21 protein-coding genes, 1 tRNA gene and 1 pseudogene are annotated in these 23,318 nt (G+C 47.2%); 8 read left to right on the plus strand and 15 right to left on the minus strand.

Annotation, left to right across the window (positions count from 1 at the left end; genetic code table 11):
- Positions 1-112: 112 nt before the first annotated feature.
- Together QUB30_RS01130 and nblR are read right to left on the minus strand one after the other, a co-directional pair.
- Positions 113-628, minus strand: coding sequence for a DUF192 domain-containing protein (locus tag QUB30_RS01130; protein ID WP_333327821.1), 516 nt, complete (start codon positions 626-628; stop codon positions 113-115).
- Positions 629-712: 84 nt separating this feature from the next.
- Positions 713-1,408, minus strand: a complete 696-nt coding sequence (gene nblR / locus QUB30_RS01135) for a response regulator transcription factor NblR (protein ID WP_333037968.1) — start codon at positions 1,406-1,408, stop codon at positions 713-715.
- Positions 1,409-1,726: 318 nt separating this feature from the next.
- On the opposite strand from nblR, the gene rbsK reads away from it, so the two are divergent.
- Entirely contained in the window at positions 1,727-2,647 is a 921-nt protein-coding gene (gene rbsK / locus QUB30_RS01140; protein WP_333327825.1) for a ribokinase, read from the plus strand.
- A 45-nt stretch (positions 2,648-2,692) separates the two neighbouring features.
- Here the strand turns inward: rbsK and QUB30_RS01145 are convergent, their stop codons facing one another.
- Positions 2,693-3,007: a TRADD-N-associated membrane domain-containing protein gene (locus QUB30_RS01145; RefSeq protein WP_333327827.1), complete on the minus strand. Its 315-nt coding sequence runs from the start codon at positions 3,005-3,007 to the stop codon at positions 2,693-2,695.
- A gap of 154 nt (positions 3,008-3,161) precedes the next feature.
- On the opposite strand from QUB30_RS01145, the gene QUB30_RS01150 reads away from it, so the two are divergent.
- A complete protein-coding gene (locus QUB30_RS01150) occupies positions 3,162-4,280 on the plus strand; it encodes an ATP-binding protein (protein WP_333327830.1) in 1,119 nt (372 codons plus the stop codon).
- Between the two features lie 104 nt (positions 4,281-4,384).
- Positions 4,385-4,567 (plus strand): hypothetical protein, encoded by a 183-nt coding sequence (locus QUB30_RS01155; RefSeq protein ID WP_333327833.1) that lies wholly within the window; start codon positions 4,385-4,387, stop codon positions 4,565-4,567.
- Positions 4,568-4,642: 75 nt separating this feature from the next.
- Here the strand turns inward: QUB30_RS01155 and QUB30_RS01160 are convergent, their stop codons facing one another.
- Positions 4,643-5,920: a ribulose bisphosphate carboxylase small subunit gene (locus tag QUB30_RS01160; RefSeq protein WP_333327836.1), complete on the minus strand. Its 1,278-nt coding sequence runs from the start codon at positions 5,918-5,920 to the stop codon at positions 4,643-4,645.
- A gap of 128 nt (positions 5,921-6,048) precedes the next feature.
- Here QUB30_RS01160 and QUB30_RS01165 point away from each other — a divergent pair, with 128 nt between their 5' ends.
- Complete coding sequence (locus QUB30_RS01165; RefSeq protein WP_333327971.1) at positions 6,049-7,320, plus strand: aspartate aminotransferase family protein; 1,272 nt, start codon at positions 6,049-6,051, stop codon at positions 7,318-7,320.
- A 1,029-nt stretch (positions 7,321-8,349) separates the two neighbouring features.
- A complete protein-coding gene (locus QUB30_RS01170) occupies positions 8,350-11,976 on the plus strand; it encodes a CHAT domain-containing tetratricopeptide repeat protein (protein WP_333327839.1) in 3,627 nt (1,208 codons plus the stop codon).
- A gap of 474 nt (positions 11,977-12,450) precedes the next feature.
- On the opposite strand, the gene QUB30_RS01175 is transcribed toward QUB30_RS01170, so the two are convergent.
- Together QUB30_RS01175 and gltX are read right to left on the minus strand one after the other, a co-directional pair.
- Positions 12,451-12,885, minus strand: a complete 435-nt coding sequence (locus QUB30_RS01175; RefSeq protein ID WP_333327974.1) for a CAAD domain-containing protein — start codon at positions 12,883-12,885, stop codon at positions 12,451-12,453.
- Positions 12,886-13,287: 402 nt separating this feature from the next.
- Positions 13,288-14,730 (minus strand): annotated as a pseudogene (gene gltX, locus QUB30_RS01180) (glutamate--tRNA ligase); the annotation flags it as partial.
- A gap of 354 nt (positions 14,731-15,084) precedes the next feature.
- On the opposite strand from gltX, the gene QUB30_RS01185 reads away from it, so the two are divergent.
- Both QUB30_RS01185 and QUB30_RS01190 read left to right on the plus strand, forming a co-directional pair.
- Positions 15,085-15,582 (plus strand): DUF393 domain-containing protein, encoded by a 498-nt coding sequence (locus QUB30_RS01185; RefSeq protein WP_333327843.1) that lies wholly within the window; start codon positions 15,085-15,087, stop codon positions 15,580-15,582.
- A 100-nt stretch (positions 15,583-15,682) separates the two neighbouring features.
- On the plus strand, positions 15,683-15,892 hold the full coding sequence (locus QUB30_RS01190; protein WP_332954175.1) for a hypothetical protein: 210 nt from the start codon (positions 15,683-15,685) through the stop codon (positions 15,890-15,892).
- A gap of 58 nt (positions 15,893-15,950) precedes the next feature.
- Here the strand turns inward: QUB30_RS01190 and QUB30_RS01195 are convergent, their stop codons facing one another.
- The 4 genes from QUB30_RS01195 to QUB30_RS01210 all read right to left on the minus strand — a co-directional run bounded on the left by QUB30_RS01195 (position 15,951) and on the right by QUB30_RS01210 (position 19,964).
- Positions 15,951-16,613: a Uma2 family endonuclease gene (locus QUB30_RS01195; RefSeq protein WP_333327846.1), complete on the minus strand. Its 663-nt coding sequence runs from the start codon at positions 16,611-16,613 to the stop codon at positions 15,951-15,953.
- 163 nt (positions 16,614-16,776) lie between these two features.
- Positions 16,777-16,850 (minus strand) — tRNA-Asp (locus QUB30_RS01200).
- Between the two features lie 56 nt (positions 16,851-16,906).
- Positions 16,907-17,989, minus strand: a complete 1,083-nt coding sequence (locus QUB30_RS01205; RefSeq protein ID WP_333327849.1) for an esterase-like activity of phytase family protein — start codon at positions 17,987-17,989, stop codon at positions 16,907-16,909.
- Between the two features lie 133 nt (positions 17,990-18,122).
- The gene (locus QUB30_RS01210; RefSeq protein ID WP_333327852.1) at positions 18,123-19,964 is read right to left on the minus strand and encodes a TM0106 family RecB-like putative nuclease; all 1,842 of its coding nucleotides are present in this window, start codon (positions 19,962-19,964) and stop codon (positions 18,123-18,125) included.
- Between the two features lie 160 nt (positions 19,965-20,124).
- Between QUB30_RS01210 and QUB30_RS01215 the strand changes: the two genes are divergently transcribed.
- Positions 20,125-21,480, plus strand: coding sequence for an aminotransferase class V-fold PLP-dependent enzyme (locus QUB30_RS01215; protein WP_333327855.1), 1,356 nt, complete (start codon positions 20,125-20,127; stop codon positions 21,478-21,480).
- Positions 21,481-21,605: 125 nt separating this feature from the next.
- Here QUB30_RS01215 and QUB30_RS01220 read toward each other — a convergent pair whose 3' ends face one another.
- From QUB30_RS01220 to QUB30_RS01240, 5 genes are read right to left on the minus strand one after another with little or no spacing between them, the layout of a single operon-like run.
- Entirely contained in the window at positions 21,606-21,998 is a 393-nt protein-coding gene (locus QUB30_RS01220; protein ID WP_333327858.1) for a DUF5615 family PIN-like protein, read from the minus strand.
- Between the two features lie 6 nt (positions 21,999-22,004).
- A complete protein-coding gene (locus QUB30_RS01225) occupies positions 22,005-22,316 on the minus strand; it encodes a DUF433 domain-containing protein (protein WP_333327862.1) in 312 nt (103 codons plus the stop codon).
- A 26-nt stretch (positions 22,317-22,342) separates the two neighbouring features.
- Positions 22,343-22,630, minus strand: a complete 288-nt coding sequence (locus QUB30_RS01230) for a DUF433 domain-containing protein (protein WP_333327865.1) — start codon at positions 22,628-22,630, stop codon at positions 22,343-22,345.
- 4 nt (positions 22,631-22,634) lie between these two features.
- On the minus strand, positions 22,635-22,979 hold the full coding sequence (gene mazF / locus QUB30_RS01235) for an endoribonuclease MazF (RefSeq protein ID WP_333327869.1): 345 nt from the start codon (positions 22,977-22,979) through the stop codon (positions 22,635-22,637).
- Entirely contained in the window at positions 22,976-23,218 is a 243-nt protein-coding gene (locus QUB30_RS01240; protein ID WP_333327872.1) for an AbrB/MazE/SpoVT family DNA-binding domain-containing protein, read from the minus strand. The genes mazF and QUB30_RS01240 overlap by 4 nt, the downstream gene beginning before the upstream one ends.
- Between the last annotated feature and the right edge of the window lie 100 nt (positions 23,219-23,318).

The following is a 23,318-nucleotide window of genomic DNA, read 5'->3' on the forward strand; positions in this document are numbered from 1 at the left end:
GTAAAGTTTCTAAATTTTCGCCGGTATTCCGAAGGTAGGGGGAGCTCTGGGCGATGCAAACCGGGGGATTGTGTCTGTCTCCAGGTTTTACTTACTGAAACAGTCCGAAGTTTTACTGGAAAAACTCGATTTCAATACGATCGCCCACTTTGACACCGAGTTCAGCAGCTCGCCCGCCCCGGAGTTCAATCACTCGATCGACAACTGTATCGGGCCCGTAGGTAGGACAAGGATCTTCAGTACAAGGAGGTGCAGAAACTTCGATCGCCTCAACCACCCCATCCCGCAGAAAAATCATATCCAGAGAAATCTTGCAATTTTTCATCCAAAAATTGACCCGCCGCGCCGCTTTAAACTCAAACAGCATTCCTCTGTCATCCGGCAAAGAAGTTCTGTACATTAAACCCATAGCCTGCTGTTCCACTGTTTTCGCCACTTCGAGTTCGATTGGGCGATCGGCTATCCGAGCTCTAGCAGAAACAGGCAGCACTTGACCCGATGTTGTCGCCGTCGGAGACTCAGCCGCCAAAATACCAGTAGCACCAGCATTCGCGACAGGTAAAGTCGGCGAACATCCCAGCAAAAATATACTTACTCCAATACCGAGCAAAGTAGCTAAATAATTCATATTGATTTTAGATTTTAGATTTTAGATTGGTAATTGACCATTGGACATTGGAACTAGCCAACAGTCAACAGTCAACTGACTGCTTCAAGCTTCTCGCATCACATAGCCAACACCGCGCACCGTCTGAATCAAACGCTTTTCGCCCTCATCTTCAATTTTGAGCCGCAGATAGCGGATGTAAACCTCAATTACATTCGACTCGCCCAAAAAGTCGTAACCCCAAACATTTTCCAGAATTTGTTCGCGAGTCAAAACCTCGCGGGGATGTTCCATCAAATACTTTAGCAGCTCAAATTCCTTCATCGTCAGGTCGATCGCCCGTCCATTGCGTAGGGCCCGCCTAGAGGCCAAATCCAAAACTAAATCGCCAAACCTCAATTGTTCGTTGCTGCTGTTATCCGGCTGCAAATACAGGCGCACCAACTGCAAAAACTCCTCAGTGCGGTAAGGTTTAAGAAAATAATCATCCGCCCCAGCTTCCAGACAAGCTACGCGATCGTCAACTGTATCGCGACCGACCAGTAGCAGCACCGGCACCCGATTGCCAATACTTCTGAGGTAAGAACACAGTGACAGCCCCGACTCAGCGCCAAGTATCCGGTCAATTACAATCAAAGCAGGCTGCAATTCACGGGCTAAATTTTGGCCGGTGGCGGTGTTAGAAGCTACTACGGGTTCATAGCCGGAGGATTTTAAGTCGAGACTCAAGTGTCCGGCGAGAACTTCGTCTGTTTCAACTAGCAGGACACAGGGATTGCGATCGAGAGTAATTGCAGCCATTGAATTGACCGGTGAAGACCATAACTGTTCTAGCACGTTTGAGGGTTGTTGACTGTTGACCGTGGTCAGTTGACTGTTGACTGTTGTCAGTTGACTGTTGTTTGTTGGCTGTTGACTGTTGTCAGTTGACAGTTGTTTTTTATTAGACTTCTCCTAAAAAGCAGATTTTGAACAGGCAGGATGCCTGTTCCACGATAATTATGGAAGATGTCTATTTGTTATGGGTTATTTGCGAGTTGCTACACATTATCAATTCCCAATTCTATAATGCCCCATGCCCCATGCCCAATTCCCCATGCCCAATTCCCAATTTAAATTATGACCATCATCGTATTCGGCAGTATCAACATCGACCTAGCAGCAAAAACTCCCCGGTTGCCACAGCCAGGGGAAACTATCATCGGTAGCAATTTTTTCACAGCAGGCGGCGGCAAAGGAGCAAATCAAGCCGTCGCCGCCGCCCGTCTCGGCACTTCCACCCACATCATCGGTCGCGTCGGCAACGATAAATTTGCTGAAGAATTATTGACAAATTTACAATCTTATGGTTTAAATACAGACAATGTATTAATAGACCAAAACACTCATTCAGGTGTGGCAATTATCGCCGTAGACGAGACAGGTCAAAATAATATTATTGTGATTCCGGGCGCGAACAATAATGTCGGTGAAGCAGATATCGAACGTCTCCAAAAACTGTTAACAGCAGCTACATCTTTGCTGTTACAGTTAGAAATTCCCCTGGAAGTTGTCCAAAAAGCTGCGAAAGCTGCTCGTCAAGCGGGGGTGCGAGTTATTCTCGATCCAGCACCGGCTAGGGCGGATTTGCCACTGGAACTTTATCCGCTAATTGACATTATCACGCCGAATGAAGTGGAAGCAAGCCAGTTAGTCGGTTTTCGGGTGAATGACACCGAAACAGCGATTGTAGCTGCCAAACAGTTGCAGGAGCGCGGCGTCAAGAATGTTATTGTCAAATTGGGCGATCGCGGGGCTGTTGCTGTTACTGCAGATGAAACGTTTTTTGTACCGGCTTTTGCTGTGGAGGCGATCGACACTGTGGCCGCTGGCGATGCTTTTAACGGCGGGTTGGCCTCCGCCTTAGATGCCGGTCTGTCCTTGTCAGAGGCGGTGCGGTGGGGCGCAGCAGCGGGCGCTCTGTGCACAACTAAAGTGGGTGCTCAAGGTGCTATGCCCGATCGGGCAACTTTTGATAAATTTTTGCAGAATTTAATTTGAATTTGTAAGGTGCGCCGCAGAGCACCCTACTTTAACTATTTTTATTTAATCGTCGTCTTTGAACTCTTTGGCTAAGCGATCGAGTCTGTCGTTCGTTTCTTTTGTAAACTTGAGTAACTGAACGCTGACAATCTCTGATGCTAACCCGCCAGCCGTGGTAACTGTTCCTTCTGGGATTTTTCCCGAAAACAACATTCCGATACCTAAAATACTCATAGAAGCACTTAACATTGTTAACCCAAGAGTCGCATTAAAACTGGATTTAGCTTGACGTAAACGTTCTCCAATGACATCACGCTCGATTTTGTCGGAATTATCAGAGGGCGATGGTTGGTTGTTTTTTAATTTCTTGTTAGGCATTGGTTTTATTTGAACTCTATAATCCTATGGAAATGCAAGGAAAGTTGAGTTCAAGGTTAAGATCAGTTGAGAAAGAAGGTTGAGGGAGTTGACTTTTGGTTGACTTGTAGTTGAGATTGGATTTATAATCACATTAATTTTCTCTGGAGGCATCATGGGGCGCTCGCTAAAAGTTTCTCCAGGGTACATAGAAAAAGTCAAATCGGCTGTAGGGCGCAACGGCTTCCCCAGTCAGAAGCTTTTGGCTGAGGAATTGGGATTATCCCTATCGACTGTCAAGAGCTTTCTGAGGGGAGATCCTGTTGATTATATAAATTTTGTTGAAATTAGCCAGAAATTGGGGTTTGAGTGGAAAACCATTGCGGATCAAGAAGTAACAGACTCCCAGTCCCCTCAGCCGAGATCACAACAAACCTGTGAGGACATTTCCCCCTTCATCACGGGCACTCCCATCACCCATCCGCGCTACTTTTTCGGGCGACAGAAGGAACTAAAACGCCTATTCGACTTACTGAAACGCCGTCCCCTGCAAAATGCTGCCATTATCGGCAAGAGGCGCACTGGCAAGACTTCTTTACTGCACTACTTGAAAAATATTACCACCACCCCAACAGAACAGTTGCGCCCCGGTCAAAAATCTGACTGGTTGCCCCATCCAGAAAACTATCGTTGGATTTTCGTAGATTTTCAAGATGTGCGACGGCAAAATCGGGAAGGGCTGCTGCGCTACATTTTAGAATCCCTGAAAATGTCAATTCCCAGCCCTTGCGACTTAGATAGATTTATGGATGTGGTTAGTAGTAATTTACGTCAGCCTACAGTCATCCTATTAGATGAAATTGGCGCAGGATTGCAGCGCTGTCCCGAATTAGATGATGGGTTTTGGGAGAGTTTGCGCTCTTTGCCAAGAGAAACCAATGGAAATTTAGGGTTTGTCTTGGCAACTCCAGAATCGCCGATCGACTTAGCACGTCGCACCGGACATAGTTCGCCTTTTTTCACTATCTTTGGATATACCGCAAATCTGGGTGCTTTGACTGAATCTGAAGCGCGCGAGTTCATAGCCAGTTTGCCCATGCCTTTTGCGGCTGAGGATGTCGAGTGGATTTTGAGTCAAAGTATATGCTGGCCTCTGCTGCTGCAAATCCTTTGTCGAGAACGATTATTTAGTCTGGAAGATGGGGAAATGGGGGATGATTGGCAGGAAGAAGGGTTAAAACAGATGCAGCCCTTCGATCATTTATTTAATCCTTTATTTGATCTACTTTTCTAGCGATCGTTATATTTATGAAACTACTCAAAATTAAGTAAGTAAAGCAATTTGATCGCAAGCCCTGCAATCAAGCAGATGCAGCAGGATTAGCTATTTTGCAGTTTTTGGCAGCACGAGGAGAAGGGGCAACAGTCAGCAGACTAACTATTTTGCAACACTTTCCCGATAAATACGATGCTCTCAATTTACTTCTGCAACGCGAATTGATTGAGGAAGTTAGTGAGGGCTACCGTTTCCAAGTTGAATTAATTCGCCGCTGGTTTGCATCATCTCTGTCTGTCCAGTAGTCTACGGCGAGATGAAGATATTGCCTGTAGGGACACAACAGTGTTGTGTCCTTCATAACTTTAACTACTTTAGCTTTAACCCTGCGGCCGCTGAATAATTGTTTCAACTACTCGCCGCTTGACTTTTGGATCGATACCAATCAGCCGCACGTATTCGCCGCCGTGTTCGGCTAAACAAGTTTCTAAAGATGCAACCACATCTTTTTCCTGTGCAGTTTTAATCGTCGCGCAACTTTGCCAAGAACCAGTCTTAAATCGGCGATTATCTGCATATTCCATGCCAATTTTGCAGCCTCTTGCTAATAACTGTTTTACTTGTTCCAATACCTCGGAACTCAGCCGCGCCGCATGACCGTTACCGACTTCAGAACTTGGCTCGACGTAAGCCTTATAATATTTGGATGACGGGTCGTTTAATTCACTTTGCGTTGGCCCAGCAGCAGGAGCATTGGGGGTTCCTTGAACGTTAAACAGGCGCGATTGGTTGTATTCATCTACTAAGCGCATTTCCTGAATCCGCTTTTGTTGGCCCACCATCAAACTGCCCATTTCTAATAAATGAGCGAGGCTGAAATTCGGGTTCTGGAAATCGGGCGCTGCTTCCAAAGTGTTTACCAAACGCTTGGAAACTCGCTCAATTCCTATTTTGTGAATGAATTCGCGGATTTGTTCGTCATAAATGCGCGATCGCAAAGCGCTAAAAAAGTCGATCGCCTGATCGGGAAAATGATCGACTAACCCCACAATCTCGGTTTTTGACAATTTGTCCGACTCAAAAATTCCCCCAACAATCCCAATTTTATCATCCCGGCTGGGTTCCCAATAAAACTTTTCCATCCGCCCGTCGCGAATCAGCGGCGCGTACAGCGTAGAAAAATCATTTCCGGTGACAATAATCGGCACTCGATCCAGAGGCGTACTGTCATAACTTCCCGGTAACTGCACATTAGTTGGATTATCAGCAATATTCATCAGAGTGGCATTGACCATCTGAGTATTGACAGTATATTGAGTAGTCGAATCGAACCTGCCAGCACCAGCATCCAAATCGTTAATAAAGATGGCGCACATCTCGCCGCGCACACGAATTTGCTCCGCAGCTTCCCGGTAGCGCAAGCGAATTAAACGCGCCGGATCTCCGGCATCCGGGCTTTCTAATTCCCCGCCAGATATCATCACCGGTTCAAAGCCCATCCGCCGAAAAACCAGTTCGGTTTGAAAAGTTTTGCCTTCTCCTTTGCGGCCATGAATTCCCAAAATTAGGGGGACTCTTACTCCGGGCAAATTTAAAAAGTTTTTAGTGATGTGCACCGCAACTTTATCGAGAAAGTTAGGAGAAATGTAATAACTCATCAGTAGATTTGTGAGGGATTAATTGAGGTTACTGTTATGATTTTATGACAAAACTAACAGCCTGCACCGCTAACCGGGATTTTTACCGTACAATCGAGGTCTACATATTATCTGTTAAGGAGCCATTCGTGAGTCCAGAAACTTTACTAAAAGAACCAATCGTGCAAGCCGAAGCCAGTCCCTTCAGTTCTGAGAGCTTCGACAACTATGTAATGTCAACTTACGGGCGTTTTGCGATCGCCCTAGAACGGGGCCTGGGCTGCCGCGTTTGGGATACCGAGGGCCGCGAATATCTCGATTTTGTGGCTGGTATTGCTACCTGCACTCTGGGACACGCCCACCCGGCAATGATTGCAGCGGTAACTCAGCAAATTCAGACCCTGCACCACGTTTCTAATCTTTATTACATCCCCGTACAGGGCGAGCTGGCAAAGTGGCTTGTAGACCATTCTTGCGCTGACAGAGCCTTCTTTTGCAACTCCGGTGCGGAAGCTAATGAAGCGGCAATTAAACTCGCCCGCAAGTACGCCCACGAAAAATTAAATATCTCGAATCCGACGATCGTTACCGCTGTTGCGAGTTTCCACGGGCGGACTTTGGCGACAATTACGGCAACGGGACAGCCTAAATACCAGAAGGGTTTTAGCCCTTTGGTTCCCGGATTTCACTACGTGCCCTACAACGATATTAGTGCGATCGAAAGTGCGATCGAGCAACTCGACAAAGACGAACGCCAAGTAGCAGCAATTATGCTGGAAGCGCTGCAAGGCGAAGGCGGAGTTCGCCCCGGAGATATCGCCTACTTCCAGCGCATTCGGGAAATTTGCGACGAAAAAGGCATTTTGCTGATTCTCGACGAAGTGCAAGTCGGGATGGGACGCAGCGGCAAATACTGGGGCTACGAAAACCTCGGCATTGAACCGGATATCTTTACGTCTGCCAAAGGATTGGGCGGCGGTATCCCGATCGGCGCTATGCTGTGCAAATCTTTCTGCGATGTATTTGAACCGGGAAGTCACGCCAGCACTTTCGGCGGCAATCCTTTTGCTTGCGCTGTAGCTTTGTGCGTGTGCCAAACTTTAGAACGGGAAAACCTTCTGGAAAACGTGCAGCAGCGCGGGGAACAGTTGAAAGCAGGCCTTAACAAGTTGGCGGCAGCATATCCGCATTTAATTGCCGAGGTGCGCGGCTGGGGTTTGATTGTGGGGATGGAATTGCAAGCTGACATCGAACTGACATCGGGCGATATTGTCAAATCTGCGATCGCCGCAGGAGTTCTGTTGGTTCCTGCAGGGCCGAAAGTGCTGAGATTTGTCCCGCCGCTGATTGTCACTGCCGCTGAAGTCGATCGAGCTCTGCTGGCAGTGGAATCAGCGTTGCGTTCTCAAGCGGTACAGTAAATCTAGTTAGTTGATTTTTGTTAGCTGTAGCGCTGAACCGGGCGATTGCCATATCTAGACGCACTGTTGCGACTAAACCCGGTTTCTTTCCAGATTTCTCGTTACCAAACCCAATAGTTTCCCAAAAACCGGGACTCTTAGCATAAGTCCGACCCGGGTAAGAGTAAACCTGCCCCTCCTGCAAGTCTGTCGGGGGTGTTGATGTGGAAAAACCCGGTTTCTTTAATCCCTGTACCTAAGTCTTAAAGTTAATAGACTCCGGGTTTGGGATTTTTAACGGCTGCGGAACGCCGATCGAGGCAAATACATCAAGATAAAATAGACTTGTGTCATCGACTCGAATATTCTCTGTGAAACCCGCCCCGAAACAGTGACGGCTCGTTAAACCGGGATTTTACCAAAGATTAACGCGAAAATATTATTAGCGATTGTAGGTGCTAGTCTCGCTATCTGCCTGTCTGTTGCGACTTTTGAATCCTGGTTTAACTGATGCCATCCTTTAATCTACAATCTCTCGGAGACTCGTACCTCCGGTTAGGGATTGAAATTTAAATCAGGAAGTGATTTAATTGCTGCACGGAAGCAGCTATCGGCTAAACACTCGACCGTGCTGGATAACCAGTACATTCGGTGAGAGATAGGCCCAGCAGGGCCACTGTTTGCCTCCGTTATTCCGGTCATCAGACCAAAGAGTCCTCTGGTCTCTGTCGCTCAATTTTAAACATCAGTATTTAGCTGTATGGAAGTGAGTTGAGCATTACAAGCCTGATTAACCTTGACTGCAAAAAAAATCACCTGAGAAATTCAGAGGGAGAGAAATCTCTACAATCAAAGGCCCTACCCGAAAGCGGGTCATCCCCGCAACAATATCGACAGCCCCTATCCTGTAATGCCAGCAGGTATGCCAGAAAAAATTATCACTTGTGGGGCCGGGAAGGTTTTTATTTGTATTCTTAGTCCGTTTGTGTCCAGTGAATTAGTGATTAGAGGCGTAGCGATCCTATCGTTAATAGTTCGGCGGAATGCACGATGGACGAACAGCGTCGCAAAACTGATGTTAATATGCTCCAAGCGCTGCTGGAAAATCCTGTGGACTCAGGAATAGATTTGATTTTGAGGACTGACTCAAAGTCGATCGACTGTGGGTTCGTAAAAACGCTTTATTTGGAAGATCTGGCACTGACGCGAGAAAGTTTGCTGAAAGCTGCAAAATTTTTCCAAAGGGCGATCGCACCCTTAGAAGCTGCAAAGGGCAATTCTCAATTGCCCGCAACCGGGACAGCATATCTGGCTTTTTTAGCAGAAGTCTTGCAGGCAGTGGCGCGCGGCGCTGATTCGCAGCACGTGTACCCGTTGCTGAGAAGCAATTTAGACAAACTCGACCAGAATTTCGCACAACTGCTGCGCTGCTGGGCAACTTTGGTGCTCCCTGCTGCCAAAGAATCGGAAACCAGGCGCATTGCAGCCCTAATCGGCAATCTGAGCAACAAAATTGGGCGGTTTCCCCTCGGCAGCAAGGCTAATAACTTGGAAATCGAAATTGCCGGTTACGAAACAGTTGCTAAGGTGTTTACCCGCAAAGATTTTCCGCAAGAATGGGCGGTGATGCAAAACAATCTGGGCAACGCTTACAGCGATCGCCCCAAGGGTGATAAGGCTCAAAATATCGAACAGGCGATCGCTTGCTTTGAAAATGCCCTGCAAGTGCGCACTCCCGAACAGTACCCGGAACAGTGGGCGACGCTGCAAAACAATCTAGGCAACGCTTACAGCGAGCGCCTCAGGGGAGATCCGGCAGACAATCTAGAACAGGCGATCGCCTGCTATGAAAAGGCGCTGCGAGTTCGCAGCCGCGAGGCTTTCGGGCAAGAGTGGGCGAGCACTCAAAACAATCTCGGCCGCGCTTACAGCCGCCGGCTGCAGGGGGACAAAGCCCAAAATCTGGAACAGGCGGTCGCTTGCTACCACAATGCTTTGCAAGTCTACAATCGCAAGGTGTTTCCCCGGCGTTGGGCCACGACTCAAAATAATTTGGCAAATGCTTACTGCGAGTTGCTGCGGGGCAACCGAGCTGAAAATCTCGAATACGCAGTTACCTGCTATCAGAGAGCTTTGCAAGTGCGGACTCGGGAAGCTTTTCCGCTGCAGTGGGCGACGACTCAAAGAAATTTGGGCCGGGTGTTTGTCGATCGCATCAAAGGCGATCCGGTGGAAAATGTGGAAATGGCGATCGCCTGCTTTCAAAATGCTTTACAAGTCTACACCCGCATCAAATTTCCCGAAGCCTGGACTTCGATCCAAACCTACCTAGGCAGGATCTACAGCCTGCGGGTGAAAGGGGAAAAAGCCGAAAATATCGAAATGGCGATCGCCTGCTTTCAAAATGCTTTGCTCTTTTGCAACCGCCAAAAATCTCCCGAACGCTGGGCAATGCTGTGCGCCTACCTCGGCCGCGCTTTCAGCGAACACGTGAAAGGGGAAAAAAACCGCAACCTCAAAAGCGCGATCGCCTGCTATCAAAATGCCGGCCAAGTCTACACCAGACAGGGATCTCCCAAGCGCTGGGCAATGCTGCAAATTTATCTCGGTAGGGCTTTTTCCGAACTGACGAAGACGGAAAACTCGTCCCACCTGGAAAGTGCGATCGGCTGCTATCACCGTGCCGCCGAAGTCTACACTCGCGACACCTATCCTCACCGCTGGGCTGAAATTTTATTTTATTTGGGTCAAGCTTACCGAGTTCGAGGCGAGTTGCTTCGCGCCTACGGCGTTTTTACTGCTGCTGTCGATACTGTTGAATTCTTGCGATCCGAACCAGAGGTTGATGTGACCGATTTGGGCGATCGGGCCAGTACCGCAAAACTAAAATTAGCCGGCACCTGGACTGGACTCTATAAATGCCTGGTGCAAGTTTGCCTGGAACTCGGCCGCGCCCAACCTGAATATTGCGCTAAGGCCCTGGAATACACCGAACGCCACAAAAATCGGAATTTGGTAGAACTACTGGTTAAATGCCACTTGACTCCGAAAGCCGAAATTCCGGCAGCGGTGCTAAGCGAGTTGGAGTCGCTGCAACTTGAAATAGCCAGGGAACAGCGGCACCAAGAACAGCGAGAGATCGAGCCGAGCACTACCTTGATTTCTGAAGGGGACAGCCAAGGTTTAAACAGCGGTTCTCTGCTGCCGAACTCGGACTTCATGCACTTAAATCAATTGTGGCGGAAGTTTGATGGGTTGATTGCTCGGGAGGTGCAGGCAAACGACCCTTTCTTCAGCCTAGCTCGCAAAGTTGAACCGATCGCTTTCGAGCAAATTCGCCAATTGTTGCCTGATGCCAATTGCGCTGCTGTGGTGTGGGGGAGTTTGGGGGAGGTGCTAGTTGCTTTTGTGGTGGTCAAGAGTGCACGATATCCGGCCGTTCACCTGTGTTCGCCGGCAAATGCTTTGGCTGCCGAAAGTTGGGCCCAGGAGTACCTCAGCGCTTATTCCGAACAAAAAGGTCGCTGGATCAATCATCTCCCGGCTCGCCTCAAACGCTTGGCGGCGCTGCTGGAAATAGATCGAGTGGTGGCGCTGATTCCGGAGAATTGCGATCGGCTGATTTTTGTGCCGCACCGATTTTTGCACGCTTTGCCACTCCACGCTTTGCCTCTGGGGGTGAGAGACGGGTTTGAGGACGGCGGGGGAATTTTTAGGTCTGGGTGGAGCGATCGCAGCGGTTTTTCTCAGGATGCCCACAGCGTTTCGGATTTTTCTCAAGCTTCTGCTTTTGGCGAGGTTGCAGCGCCTGCTGCTTATTTGATCGATCGATTTGCTGGAGGGATTCGGTATGCTCCTAGCTGTCAGCTATTGCTGTTGAAACAAAGCGGGCGCGGAGCAGCTATTGGCCGATACAGACCGGGTTTGGATCACCTTTTCGCAGTTCCAAATTTCACCAGAGATGCGCTCTACAGCAATATTGAAATCGGCAATATTTCGCAGTATTTTTCCAGTGCAGAACTTGTGCGCCACAAGCCTGGAATTAAAGAGGCTTTTTCCCCAGCCATCTCTGCTAATAATGGGAAGTTACCCCAGCAAATAGGGCATTGGCAGCAGAAAAAATGCGCTCATTTTGCTTGTTTGAGTTTGCTTAATTTGGCTTGGTCTCTGAAATCCACAGTGTTTTTGAGAAATGATTCTCTGAGTTTAGAGGAAATTTTTAATCTCGATTTTCGGCAATATTTTTTAGTTACTTTATCGGCTTGCGAAATTGCGGCCGGCGGAGTCAGCGGTGCTGAAGATTTTGTCGGTTTGTCGGCGGGTTTGTTGTATGCTGGGACGCCTAGTGTTGTCAGCAGTCTTTGGAAGGTGAACGATGTTTCGACGGTGCTGCTGACGAGCAAGTTTTATGAAAATCTCGGACGGTTTTCTCGGTTGCAGGTGGGAGATGTGGCGATCGCGCTGGCGGACGCTCAAAGGTGGCTGCGGGATTTGACTAGCGAGGAATTGGAGGTGTTGTTGGCGGATTTTCAACCTCAAATTTCGCAAATGTTCGATCGGCTTTCTCAAAGTTCTCGCCTGATTGCTGAAGCTTCTTTGCAGCAAATTCGCAACCGCAAACCCTATCCTTTTGCTAATCCTTATTATTGGGCAGCTTTTACTGCGACTGGGGTTTAGTCATTAGTTATTAGTTATATCAAATCTGTTAACCTCGAAATTATTCCTATCTCTCCGATCTTCATCTGCGTGAATCTGCGTGAATCCCTTATCATCTGCGGTTCAGAAATTCTTTTTTTTACCGCAGATGAGGGCAGATTAACACAGATTAACGCAGATGAATTAGCTCAATTCCGGTTGCACCATCCGTGTCTTTTGACCAATAATTTCTTGATGGTACCCGCCACGTGATTTATCCGTGTAATCAATCCCTAATCCAAAATCCTTGCATCCTCAAGCCCCCGGATTTATCCGTGGTGTCAATCTAAAATCTAAAATCTAAAATCTAAAATCGAATGACTGTTAACTGGATTTTACTATTCCGATGCTACCGGAATTAATATCATTAGTCATTAGTCATTTAAAAACCCAACACTAACAACTTATTTAAAGTTGTCAGTGTCGGGTAATAATTCAACAAATTACAGCAAAAGTTTAGGATTTTTTGCCTAAAATTTGTTCTTTCAAGGCTTGAATTTCTTGACCTAATTGTTGCCGGTTGGACGATCGCAGCAAATAGCGGTAGACAAACCACACGGCGTATCCGATACCAATTAGCTCAAATGTGGGTGCTAGCAGGGGGATGTCGTTGAGTTCGTCTACTATGCCCAAAAGCACTTTCAAAGAGATAATCGAGGCTAAAATTACACCGACAACAGTCAGGGGACTTTTGTACTGTTCGTAAAAGCTGCCGATGTAAGCGGGAAACTCGGACAAAATTGCGATAATTTGTTCTTTGATCTGCTGGGTCTGACTTGGCGGTTCTTCGGTAATTATGACTTTTGTTGTACCGATCGAACTGTCTGCTTCATTTCCGGCAGGAATGTCGGTGATGATAACGGTTGTTTCTGGTTCGTTTGATGAAGTCATTTCTCCACTCGCAATAGTTTTTTGCTGGTTGGCGGCAGGTATTTCAACTGCTGCTGCGACTGTTTCAAGAGCCGGTATTTCGACTGCTGCAACCTCCCCGTCGGTTGGTTCAAGAGCCGACACTTCGCCTGTTTCTGAAGTCGGTATTTCGACTGCTGTAACTTCCACTGCTTGTTCGACAGTCGGCGTTTCGACTGTTTCGATCGCAAGTTTTTCCACTTCTGAAACCTCTGCTGCTGATGGTTCAACAACCGGGGTTTCGACTGTTTCAAGAGTCGGTGTTTCGACTTTTGAAACCTCCACTGCTGACTGTTCTGTAGCAGAACTTTCGGCGACTGTTTCTGCGTGTGGTTGTTCTGGGGTAGGAGTTTCGTCCGCGACACCAACAGCAGGCCCATTCAAGTTGCTAATGGCATCAAGCAAACGGGTTTTAGCCGTTCCTCGCTGGTGAAGGATTACCCAAGATTCTATCAGGTCGGGGCCGTGCATTGCACCTGTCAGAGCGGCTCTGAGCGATCGCATAATTAGCCCTTTGTTAAGATTTTTCTCTTTACTGAGCTTTTTAGTGATTTTCTGAGCTTCCGCTGATGTCAGGGACGAATGACTTTCCATCGCTTCTACAACTGCTTGTAAAGCCTGTGCAGCCCCTGTTTGCTGCAATTGTGCGAGTGCTTCTTCTTCGTATTCCACCGTGGTGGAGAAGAATACCTTACACATATCCACAGCATCGGTTAAGCGAACGAGACTCGGGCCGATTAAAGCAGCTATTTGTTCGAGCCAGGGGCGGTCTGCCTCCAAGTCAAACTCATAACCGCCTTTCTGCCACCAATAAGGTATCAGCAAATCTGTCAATTGCGGCACTGGCATTTTGTGCAGGTATTGACTGTTTAGCCAATTGAGTTTATCCCAATCAAATTTTGCACCAGCTTTGTTGACTCGATAGAATGTAAATAATTCTGCTGCTTCCGACAGTGTAAATATTTCCTGCGTTGAATCCGGCGGAGTCCAACCGAGCAAAGTCATGTAATTAACTAAAGCTTCGGGGACGTAACCCATATCTTTGAAGTCAGAAATCGAGGTTACGCCGTCGCGTTTAGAAAGCTTTTGCCCTTGGGAGTTTAAAATCAGCGGCGTGTGGGCAAATTCTGGGATTGTCGCGCCCAAAGCTTCGTAGAGCAGTATTTGTTTCGGAGTATTGCCGATGTGATCTTCGCCGCGGATGACGTGGGTGATGCCCATGTCGATGTCATCGACAACTACGGCGAGGTTGTAGAGGGGTTGGCCGATAACGCCGCCGCTGGATGCCCTGGCAATTACCATGTCGCCGCCGAGGTCGCTACCTTTCCAGGTTACGGTGTCGCGTACCATGTCGTTCCAAGCGATCGTGCGATCGTCGTCGATGATAAACCGAATCACAGCTTGTCGCCCTTCGCCTTCAAAAGCTGCGCGCTGTTTGCTTGTCAAGTTGCGGTGCCGGTTGTCGTAGCGGGGGGCCTGTTTGTTGGCTTTTTGCGCTTCCCGCATTTCGTCGAGTTCTTCCGACGTGGTGTAGCAGCGGTAGGCGAGTCCATTGTCGAGAAGGGTTTGGACTGCTTGGCGGTATATTTCCAGACGTTGAGACTGAAAACTCGGGCCTTCGTCCCAGTTCATACCCAGCCAGGTGAGTCCTTCGAGGATGTTATCGGTGTATTCGCTTTTAGAACGTTCTACGTCTGTGTCTTCTACCCGCAGGATGAATTTGCCGCCTTGGTTGCGGGCAAACAGCCAGTTGAATACGGCGGTTCTGGCGGTACCGATGTGTAGGTTTCCGGTGGGACTGGGCGCTAGACGGACTCTGACATTCATGTAGATTTTTGCTTTTAGATTGGGGGCGATTTGCTGGTTGGGGGAATAGCTGATGTTTAAGACTTTAGATTTTATTATATTTTGTTGCCGAATTAACAGTTGTGCTTGGCAGGTGCTTTGCCTCGATTTGTTTGATATTCGACTATCGGGCGATCGGGCGAAAGTCTCCGGCATAGCAGGAGAGGGCATCTTGATGATAATAGCTTGCGGGTGGCCAAGACTGGATTCACCTTTGGGACTATTTTTCACAACGCAAATAACTGTCGTAGGAGTACCCAAGGCCCATCTGATAACTCTTGCTTGATGCTTGTAAAATGTTTGTGTGCGATCGACGACATTAAAATATATTTCCCTATGTCTGCTGCTAAAACTGAGTTTTCCGAATCTGTTGGGCCCTCACCCAAGTCTGTTCCGCCTGCTTGGCAGATTGAGTTGCTGTACGACGGTGAATGTCCTCTGTGCGTGCGGGAGGTTAATTTCTTGAAAAAACGCGACGCGGGGCGAGGTTTAGTGTCGTTTGTGGATATCGCGGATGATGGCTACAACCCGGAGGCCCACGGCGGAATCGACTACGAAACGGCGATGGGGCGAATTCACGCGGTGTTACCCGACGGTACGACAGTTAAAAATGTGGAGGTTTTTCGCCGCACCTACGAGATTTTAGGTATGGGCTGGGTTTATGCTGTGACTAAGTTACCAGTGCTCGGGGCGATCGCCAATTGGCTGTACGGAATTTGGGCCGACTGGCGGCTGAAGCTGACGGGAAGGCCGGATTTAGCAACAATTATGAGCGATCGAACTCAGCGGGTCGAGTGCGAAATTCAGGGCCGCTGCCAACCCAACTCAAAATGAGTCATATTTAATAAGTTCGATCGGTCTATCAGAAGAGGTCAGCAGAAACAGACTGCAACTAACCTTAAAGATGGACTACTATTAAAAGTGGGAAAAAAAAATGCAAGATGTAGGCTATACAGTCTTCATGGGCTTCGGCGGCCTCTGGGTACTCATGGGAATTGCCGCTGTGATTTTCCTGTTCAAATCGGACGGTCAAAAACTTAGGTTTGGCAAATGGGGATTGCTAGTTGCTATTCCGATCCTCGTGCCCATCGTCCTGGTTTTGACATATCAGATCGCCCGACCGTTTATTATTCCACACCTTTGAGCGCTGCTGGGAGTCGATCGTCCGTGGGAGAAAGGAATTAGTTAAATTAAGTTTAGTATTATTGCTCGCGATCGGGCGATCGCAACTGCTCGTTTGCCCATTGACGCAAAGACCGAATTATGGCATTGTCATCTTGAGTTTCTGCCATCTGCAAGAATTGATTGAGCATTGCTACAGAAAGGATGGGAAATGTCGGACTGCGATCGCAGGTAATATATTCCCGATTTTGCAATTGATAAATTTGTACAGTTTGTCCCCGATACCGCCAAACTTCAGGGATTTCTAGCTGTGTGTAAACTACAAATCGATTAGAAGAAGGACTGGTAATATCAACTTCAATTACCAAGTCTGGGGGAGGAGCGGTTGAGATGTCAAGTCTTCTCCCTAGAATGCGATCGACATTTTGGATATAAAAACATGAATCCGGTTCTGCACCTTGTTCTAAATCTTCACGGTTGAGAGTCGTAGAACCAAATCCCTTAATCTTCAACTCCAACTCCTCAGTCAAAGCTGTAACAATCCGTTTGAGCAAACAGTTAATAGTTTCATGCAAGTCCGATGGTATGAGAATTTCTAAGACTCCTTGAGAATATGAAAATCGCGAGGATCTCTTGTCTCCTGCTTCTGCTAATAAGCTTTCGTAAGTCTGCCAACTGATATTAGATAATACTACCCGTTGTGTAGTTTTTTCCGGTGAGGGGTTAATGGTTGTAACGGTCATATTTTCCCGCTCCTTAATCATGTCTGGCTATATAAATATCATAAGATTCGCAGTCAGGACTTTAGTCCTTTTTTCTCCGCATGAGGACTGAAGTCCTGACTACAAACGAACTCAATTTAGAAAGAGATTTATGAAAGGTTTAAACTTTCTATTTACGAGAGAACGGGACAGACGGGGCTCGAACCCGCAACTTCCGCCGTGACAGGGCGGTGCTCTAACCAATTGAACTACTGTCCCTCGTTTTGCCGTTTTTTCAGGCACAATTTCTATTATGCCTATAACTTCACCTTTTGTCAAGAGGTTTTTTGAACTTTTATTTGAAAGCCCAAAATTTGAGTCTCTTGCAGGGGACTGAAGTTGTTGTCGCTCACCAAAATCAGACCTCTGCTAGCATCCGCCAGGGCGGGGCCAAATGTCAACCCCTCAATGTTGTCTAGGGGAATTTTCAGCGTTTCCAAATCCAGCAGCAGGCGTTTTTGAGCGGGAGAAACCTCGCTGATACGGTTTTGGAGGCTTTCGAGTGCTTCAATACGATCGACCTTTTCCAAGGAAATCTCAAAGAGTTTAACAGTAATTCCGGTTTCCAGGGAGAAAGCACGCTCTAAACTCAGCAAGCGGTTATCGTCGATCGCCAACAAATCCACTAAACCGTTGCTAGTTAATTTTCCCACAGGATTCGCACCAGCGGGTAGCGGTTCGGTGATGTAGAGAAATGATGCTTCTGGATTGCCGCTCACCGCATCGTAGCGCAAAATCCGGCACGGACTCCCGGTTTCCAGGGAAGGTACGGCCCCATCTTGAACTGTAGCGTTTTCGGTAGCGGTGAATAGATATTTGCGATCGGGCGTTAAAGTTAAACTTTCAAAAGCGAAATTGTTGCGGATGCCTTTAGTGCCTTTGTCATCCGGCAAAAATAGTTCAGGAATTGCCAGCGTTTTCAGGAGTTTACCATCGAGGGAGAACTCTTTGATAAAAGGATTTATTTGGCGATCGACATCTCCCTCAGAAGAAACAAACACGCTATTGCCAGTAAAAGCTATCCCTTCCGAATCTAAACTTAATTCAGGAAAACCTTTGCCGTTTTCATCTAATAAAGTAGTGACACCAGTAAAAGTAATTTGCTCTTTTTCCAGTTTACCAGATTGCAAGTTAATTTTGAGAGTATAGAAGCGCGCCGGAGCCTTGCTGCTGCGGTCATCAGAAATGGCATAATAAACTTGTTTCTCGGCATCATAAGTAATGCCCGAAAGTCCGCCAATTTCCGTCCCCTGAAACGGAGAACCTGTAGGAAATATTGCTCTGCCAATAAAATCTATTTTCGTAACAGCGAAAGATTGAGCAGATTGGTGTACCCAAATAGCAACAGTTGCTGCCATCAAAAAACAGACAATAAATATAGTTACTTTTGCTAGCCTTCGCATTTTACCAATAAATACACAATTACCTACCTTCCTCTTCCCTTTCTTCCTTCGCGCCCTTCGCGTCTTCGCGGTTCGTTAAATCTAAAAATCACGGCTCATGATTCAGCAAAAAATTGGTCAACCAATCTTTAACCACATAAGTAGCACGACAGTCGTCCTCATTGTAGCGGACGATCGCCTCCAAGAGCGAGCGATCGCCAGTTTTGAGCCAATCGTCGTACCAGCAGACGCACTGAGCACCATTAGCCTTAGCATCTCGCCAGTCAAAACCCAGCCAGCGGGCAATTGGTTTGAGTGCGTAACTTTCCACCGGCATAATCGCCTTTTGCGTCACTTGTTTGTGAATATCTACAAACCGTTTCAGCACGGGTTTCCACAAATAAGCTGGAGTATTGTAAAGTTTAGCCAGCCGCTTAAAAGTCTTGACTTCGTAGTCGCAAAAGTGGAAAATCGGAGCAATGGGATAAGCCCACATTAATTCTAAAAATTGCTCCCAGATTGCACCTTCCTCTGCTGCTGATTCTGCTAAAAAGCCGTGGAATTTTTCCGTATTGTTGGATCTGTCAACAACTAAAACTCCGTGGAGGTAATCCAAGTTTAACTCGGGTTCTGCTTCAATGTCAAAGTAGAGTTCGATTGGGGCGATCGGCAAAAAGACAGATTGGGAATAGGGAATTGGTTTCTTGCGGAGAATTGGCGCAGGTATAGAAGATGTCGCAGGTTTATTTTCTCTAATTTTTACTTCCTCAACTTCGATGCCATTCAAGATATTGTCTACAATATCTGGTACGATTTCAGATGAGTTAAGTTCTTCTGAATTCTCACTTCTACCTTCTTCTCGATCATTAATCCGTGTATCCGTGTCAAAATCCGTGTCGTGCCTTCCTTCTTCCTTCTTCCTGACATCCGTTACACAATCCGTTGCCGAACTTCCTTCTTCCTTCTTCCTTCTTCCTTCTTCCCGCAACAGCGGTTGATTTAGCAAGTGCGATTGAGCTTGCTGCACCACATCAAAAGCAACTCTGTCGGGGAATTCGGGATACTCAGCAAGCAGTTTGGAACTAGCATTAGCGAGAGCTTCTACATCAGTAATTTCGAGAGTTTTTAGTCTAGCATAGCGGCTGGCAGTAACTCCCGGCAATAACGAAAGATGTTTAATAGATTCGGCTTCGGCGTGACAGATAGTATACCAACCGCAAAGATTGCACTTTTGCCGGGAAATGAACACCTCTGGTTTATCCCGATTTTCTATCATCTGAATGCAATCATCTAAAATCTCGAACATCTGAGGAGTTCGCTGGTCGAGATGCACCGCCCACAGCCCTTTTTTTCGCAGCATCAGCCACGCAGTCTCTGGCATTGTTTCTTGCACGGAAGCTAAAACTTGGGCGTGAAAAGCTGCGATAATTTGATACTCTTGTTTTGGTCGCTTGCTAAGCCAAATATCCGCAGTAATATAACTCCAATTGCCAAATTTTGATTGTCCCGGCTGTTTGATTAATAAATGGGGGCGGCTGATCAGGGTAATGTTTGAAGAGGGAAGATTCGAGGATGAAAGATGAACGGGAGTTTCGGGGATTTCGCCAAATTCTGGGAAATATTGACTGTCAATTCCTACCAGAGAAGTTGTTGTGGCGTTGGTTTTGCCGAATTCGCCCTGGATCAGAACTCCTCGGTAAATGCGATCGACCCCTTGCTGCATTAAACTCAATGTAGCGGCCGCGCCAGCTTCCCAATCCCCTCTAGGATAATATGGTTGTTGGTAAGTCTCGTGTTCCAAAGCTTGCTGCTGGTATGCCGCGCTGTCGCGCATCAGTTTCAGCAAAAAGTCGCTGGGGGGATCTAGTTGTTTCCAGTCTCCGCAGGTGTCTAAAAATGCTCGGAGATGGCATCGCTGATAGGAAAGTAGCAGTTTGTCAGTTATTAACATTTAGTATTCGCAAGGCATAGAATAATTAGAAGGAAAGCATGACAGGGATTTTGACAGGGGTACACGGATTGATTATTTAGCTTGAGGCACAAGTCAAAGGATAGAAAGTTCACACCATCAGTTATTCAATTTTAACGCTATGAATAATTCCCCAGAAAAAATGACAAAGGACAATCACCGGCAACAATTCCCAGCTTTGGCCAATAAAGCTTATTTTAACTACGGCGGACAAGGGCCGCTGCCTGAGCCTGCTTTAGACGCGATTTATCAGGCTTACAAAGGGCTGCAGCTTGGGGGGCCTTTTTCGGGGGAGATGGGGGCTTGGGTGGTTCAGGAGGCGATGCTGACGCGACGTGCGATCGCATCTGAGTTGACGGTACCTCCTGAAACCATCGCCCTGACTGAAGATGTTACCGTCGGCTGCAATATTGCGCTGTGGGGCATTGACTGGAAAGCAGGCGACCATTTGCTGATTTCTGACTGCGAACACCCCGGCGTTGTAGCTAGTGTAATGGAACTTCAGCGCCGTTTCAACATTGAGGTTTCGATTTGTCCGTTGGCGGCTACTTTGAATGAGGGCGATCCGGTGGCGGTGATTGCTAATAGTTTGCAGCCAAATACTCGCTTGTTGGTTATCAGTCACATTTTGTGGAATACTGGCCAAGTTTTGCCTCTGGCTGAGATTGTGAAAGTATGTCATGAACCCCCCCTAACCCCCCCTTGCCAAGGGGGGGGACAAGAGGAGTTTTCCCTGATTCAATCCGAGGGGGAAACAGATATAAAACCCCCCCTAACCCCCCCTTGCCAAGGGGGGGGACAAGAAGAGTTTTCTCTGGTTCAAGGGGATGGGCTAGAGGATTTGTCCCTGATTCAAGGGGGGGAACAAGAGGAATTGCCTGTAAAGAATCACAAAGTTAGGGTGTTAGTTGATGCGGCTCAATCTGTGGGGGTTTTGCCTTTGAATTTGATTGAATCGGGGGTTGACTTTTATGCTTTTACTGGTCACAAATGGTGGTGCGGCCCGGAAGGTTTGGGCGGGCTTTATGTGAGTGCTGAAGCTTTGGCAGATTTGCACCCTGTGTTTATCGGTTGGCGGGGAATTGTGCGGGATCCTAATACTAAAGTCCTTGGCTGGAAGCCGGGCTCGCAGCGCTATGAAATTGCGACTTCGGCTTATCCTTTGTATGCGGGTTTGCGGAGTGCGATCGCCCTGCAACATGAATGGGGTACGATCGAGGAAAGGTATGCAGAAATTTGCCGTTTGAGTAAGTATCTCTGGGAGCGTTTGTCGGAACTTCCCGATGTGGAATGTTTGCGAAAATCTGCGCCGGAAGCTGGTTTGGTTTCGTTTCGATTAACTAACGGGATACCGCACAAAAAGCTTGTCGATTTGTTGGAAAAACAGGGAATTATGGTAAGGACTATTCTTAATCCTGATTGTGTGCGGGCTTGTGTTCATTATTTTACCACTGAGGCGGAGATTGATAAGTTGGTTGGGGCGATCGCCATAGCGTAGGGTGCAGCGCCACCGTTAGCTATTTCAACTAGCTGGAAAATCTCACGGCGAGGCACCATAAAAATTGGTTGGGGCGATCGCCCCTAAGTCCGTATATTGGTTATGGTGTGCTTGAACAATTATTATTAAGAAGATTTTGGGTATTCCTGAAGTATAAATGTCTGGGGGCTACCTTTAAGATTCTGTTTCATCACCCGAAGCAGACGATTGTCCATTGGCTGTTTATCTTGAGTGAAAAAGTCGTGGAGTACCTGCACTTTGCCTGCATAGTCTCGATCGGCTTTACAAATTACAATTCCTGCATGATTTGAGGTTGTAAAGTGGAGATTGATAAAATCTTGACGATTTTCTGTAATGACTGTGCGCCCTGCATTTGTCGCGTACATCAAGACTTCATCATCTGGAATTTTTCGATTGGCTTGTCCCGCTTCATAGGATGTCAAAACATCATAGCCACGCGATCGCAGTAAATTAACCATTTCGATCGGGAAGTTTTCATTTGAGTAAAACTTTAGCATTGGCAGTTATTCATTTTCAGCAAGCCACAGCTCGATTTCTTCTCGGTTATGTTCGTAATAGTTCGCAACCGCTTGCAAATCTTGAAGGGTAAGTCCTGGATAATTAGAGAGAAGTTCGGCTTCAGTTGCGCCCTGTTGTTGGTAGGCGATAATCGTCCAGACGGGAATGCGGGTATCGCGAATTCGCGCTGCACCGCCACAAATTCCTGGAGTTTTGTGAATGGGATGTTGAAGGGTTTGGACGAATTGCAGCGTTTGTGCTAGCAAGTCATCAGGCAGTGTTTCAATGGTTTGGAGAAGTTGTTCTTTGATGGTCATAATTGATATCCAGATGCAATAGCGGTTTAGACATTGGCAGCTTCGATAATTTGCTCAGCGGCAATAGAGGCATCTATTTCCTGAGAGTGGGCTGCATAAAAAGCGAGAACATCGTTCACTTGAGCTTCACTTAAATCATACTCAGCGGCAATTTGGTTTGGGGAAAAACCCCATTTCTGGGCTGCGATGACTACTGTTTGCACCCGCAAGCGAGTGCCGCACAAAACGGGTACGAGTTCGCCATTAGGGCCGCGCACATAGGTGATTTCAGCAAAAACGCGATCGTCTGATTTATGCAACCCCGCGAACTTCATGCTTTTACAATAACAAGGGATCTATTTTAGCTTGTACCTCTTCAATTACATCTTGAGATACCGACTCAACCAATCGAATACCGCGAGCTTTCCAGTCTAAACACTTAATTTGATCTGCAAGAATTACTCCCTGAACTTTTAATCCAGTGGGTACGATAACTTCAAAAGGATACCCTTTTTGTTGTTTTGTAATCGGCATAAATAGAGCTAAGGAGCTTTTCTCGTTGTAGGAACGAGGCGACAGCACAAAAGCAGGTCTAAGTCCTTTTTGCTCGTGTCCCTTAGTTGGGTCAAAGTCTAAATAAACGATATCGCCTCGACTCGGAATGTAGGGATTTGATTGTGTCACCAAACTTCGTTCCCGATAGCAACTCCAGTATCAATCTCATTATGAACATTCTCTGGCGTCATTGCCTCGATCAGCTCCTCAAGCGAATACCGCCGACGAACGATAGGCTCGATCGTCAGCTTGCCATCTATCAAGACAAGCTTCACTTCGGAACCCTCAGCCAAGTTAATCTCTTTAGCTAAATTCTGTGGAATCCGAATAGCAAGACTGTTTCCCCACTTTGCGATCGTCGCAACCATAGCCTGAACCTCTAGTTAGTGATATCACTCTGAGGAATTTACCCTTTCTCAGAGAATGTATATACATAGTATCTACAGTGTAGCAACTAAGCGGATGTTT

This window comes from Microcoleus sp. BROC3 (assembly GCF_036702515.1).
Classification (GTDB): Bacteria; Cyanobacteriota; Cyanobacteriia; order Cyanobacteriales; family Microcoleaceae; genus Microcoleus.

Bases quoted from the DNA above. Each gene is read 5' to 3' on its own strand.
- QUB30_RS01130 (WP_333327821.1), bottom strand. From the start codon at position 628: ATGAATTATTTAGCTACTTTGCTCGGTATTGGAGTAAGTATATTTTTG.
- nblR (WP_333037968.1), bottom strand. From the start codon at position 1,408: ATGGCTGCAATTACTCTCGATCGCAATCCCTGTGTCCTGCTAGTTGAA.
- rbsK (WP_333327825.1), top strand. From the start codon at position 1,727: ATGACCATCATCGTATTCGGCAGTATCAACATCGACCTAGCAGCAAAA.
- QUB30_RS01145 (WP_333327827.1), bottom strand. From the start codon at position 3,007: ATGCCTAACAAGAAATTAAAAAACAACCAACCATCGCCCTCTGATAAT.
- QUB30_RS01150 (WP_333327830.1), top strand. From the start codon at position 3,162: ATGGGGCGCTCGCTAAAAGTTTCTCCAGGGTACATAGAAAAAGTCAAA.
- QUB30_RS01160 (WP_333327836.1), bottom strand. From the start codon at position 5,920: ATGAGTTATTACATTTCTCCTAACTTTCTCGATAAAGTTGCGGTGCAC.
- QUB30_RS01170 (WP_333327839.1), top strand. From the start codon at position 8,350: ATGGACGAACAGCGTCGCAAAACTGATGTTAATATGCTCCAAGCGCTG.
- QUB30_RS01175 (WP_333327974.1), bottom strand. From the start codon at position 12,885: ATGACTTCATCAAACGAACCAGAAACAACCGTTATCATCACCGACATT.
- QUB30_RS01185 (WP_333327843.1), top strand. From the start codon at position 15,085: ATGTCTGCTGCTAAAACTGAGTTTTCCGAATCTGTTGGGCCCTCACCC.
- QUB30_RS01190 (WP_332954175.1), top strand. From the start codon at position 15,683: ATGCAAGATGTAGGCTATACAGTCTTCATGGGCTTCGGCGGCCTCTGG.
- QUB30_RS01195 (WP_333327846.1), bottom strand. From the start codon at position 16,613: ATGACCGTTACAACCATTAACCCCTCACCGGAAAAAACTACACAACGG.
- QUB30_RS01205 (WP_333327849.1), bottom strand. From the start codon at position 17,989: ATGGCAGCAACTGTTGCTATTTGGGTACACCAATCTGCTCAATCTTTC.
- QUB30_RS01210 (WP_333327852.1), bottom strand. From the start codon at position 19,964: ATGTTAATAACTGACAAACTGCTACTTTCCTATCAGCGATGCCATCTC.
- QUB30_RS01215 (WP_333327855.1), top strand. From the start codon at position 20,125: ATGACAAAGGACAATCACCGGCAACAATTCCCAGCTTTGGCCAATAAA.
- QUB30_RS01220 (WP_333327858.1), bottom strand. From the start codon at position 21,998: ATGCTAAAGTTTTACTCAAATGAAAACTTCCCGATCGAAATGGTTAAT.
- QUB30_RS01225 (WP_333327862.1), bottom strand. From the start codon at position 22,316: ATGACCATCAAAGAACAACTTCTCCAAACCATTGAAACACTGCCTGAT.
- QUB30_RS01230 (WP_333327865.1), bottom strand. From the start codon at position 22,630: ATGAAGTTCGCGGGGTTGCATAAATCAGACGATCGCGTTTTTGCTGAA.
- QUB30_RS01240 (WP_333327872.1), bottom strand. From the start codon at position 23,218: ATGGTTGCGACGATCGCAAAGTGGGGAAACAGTCTTGCTATTCGGATT.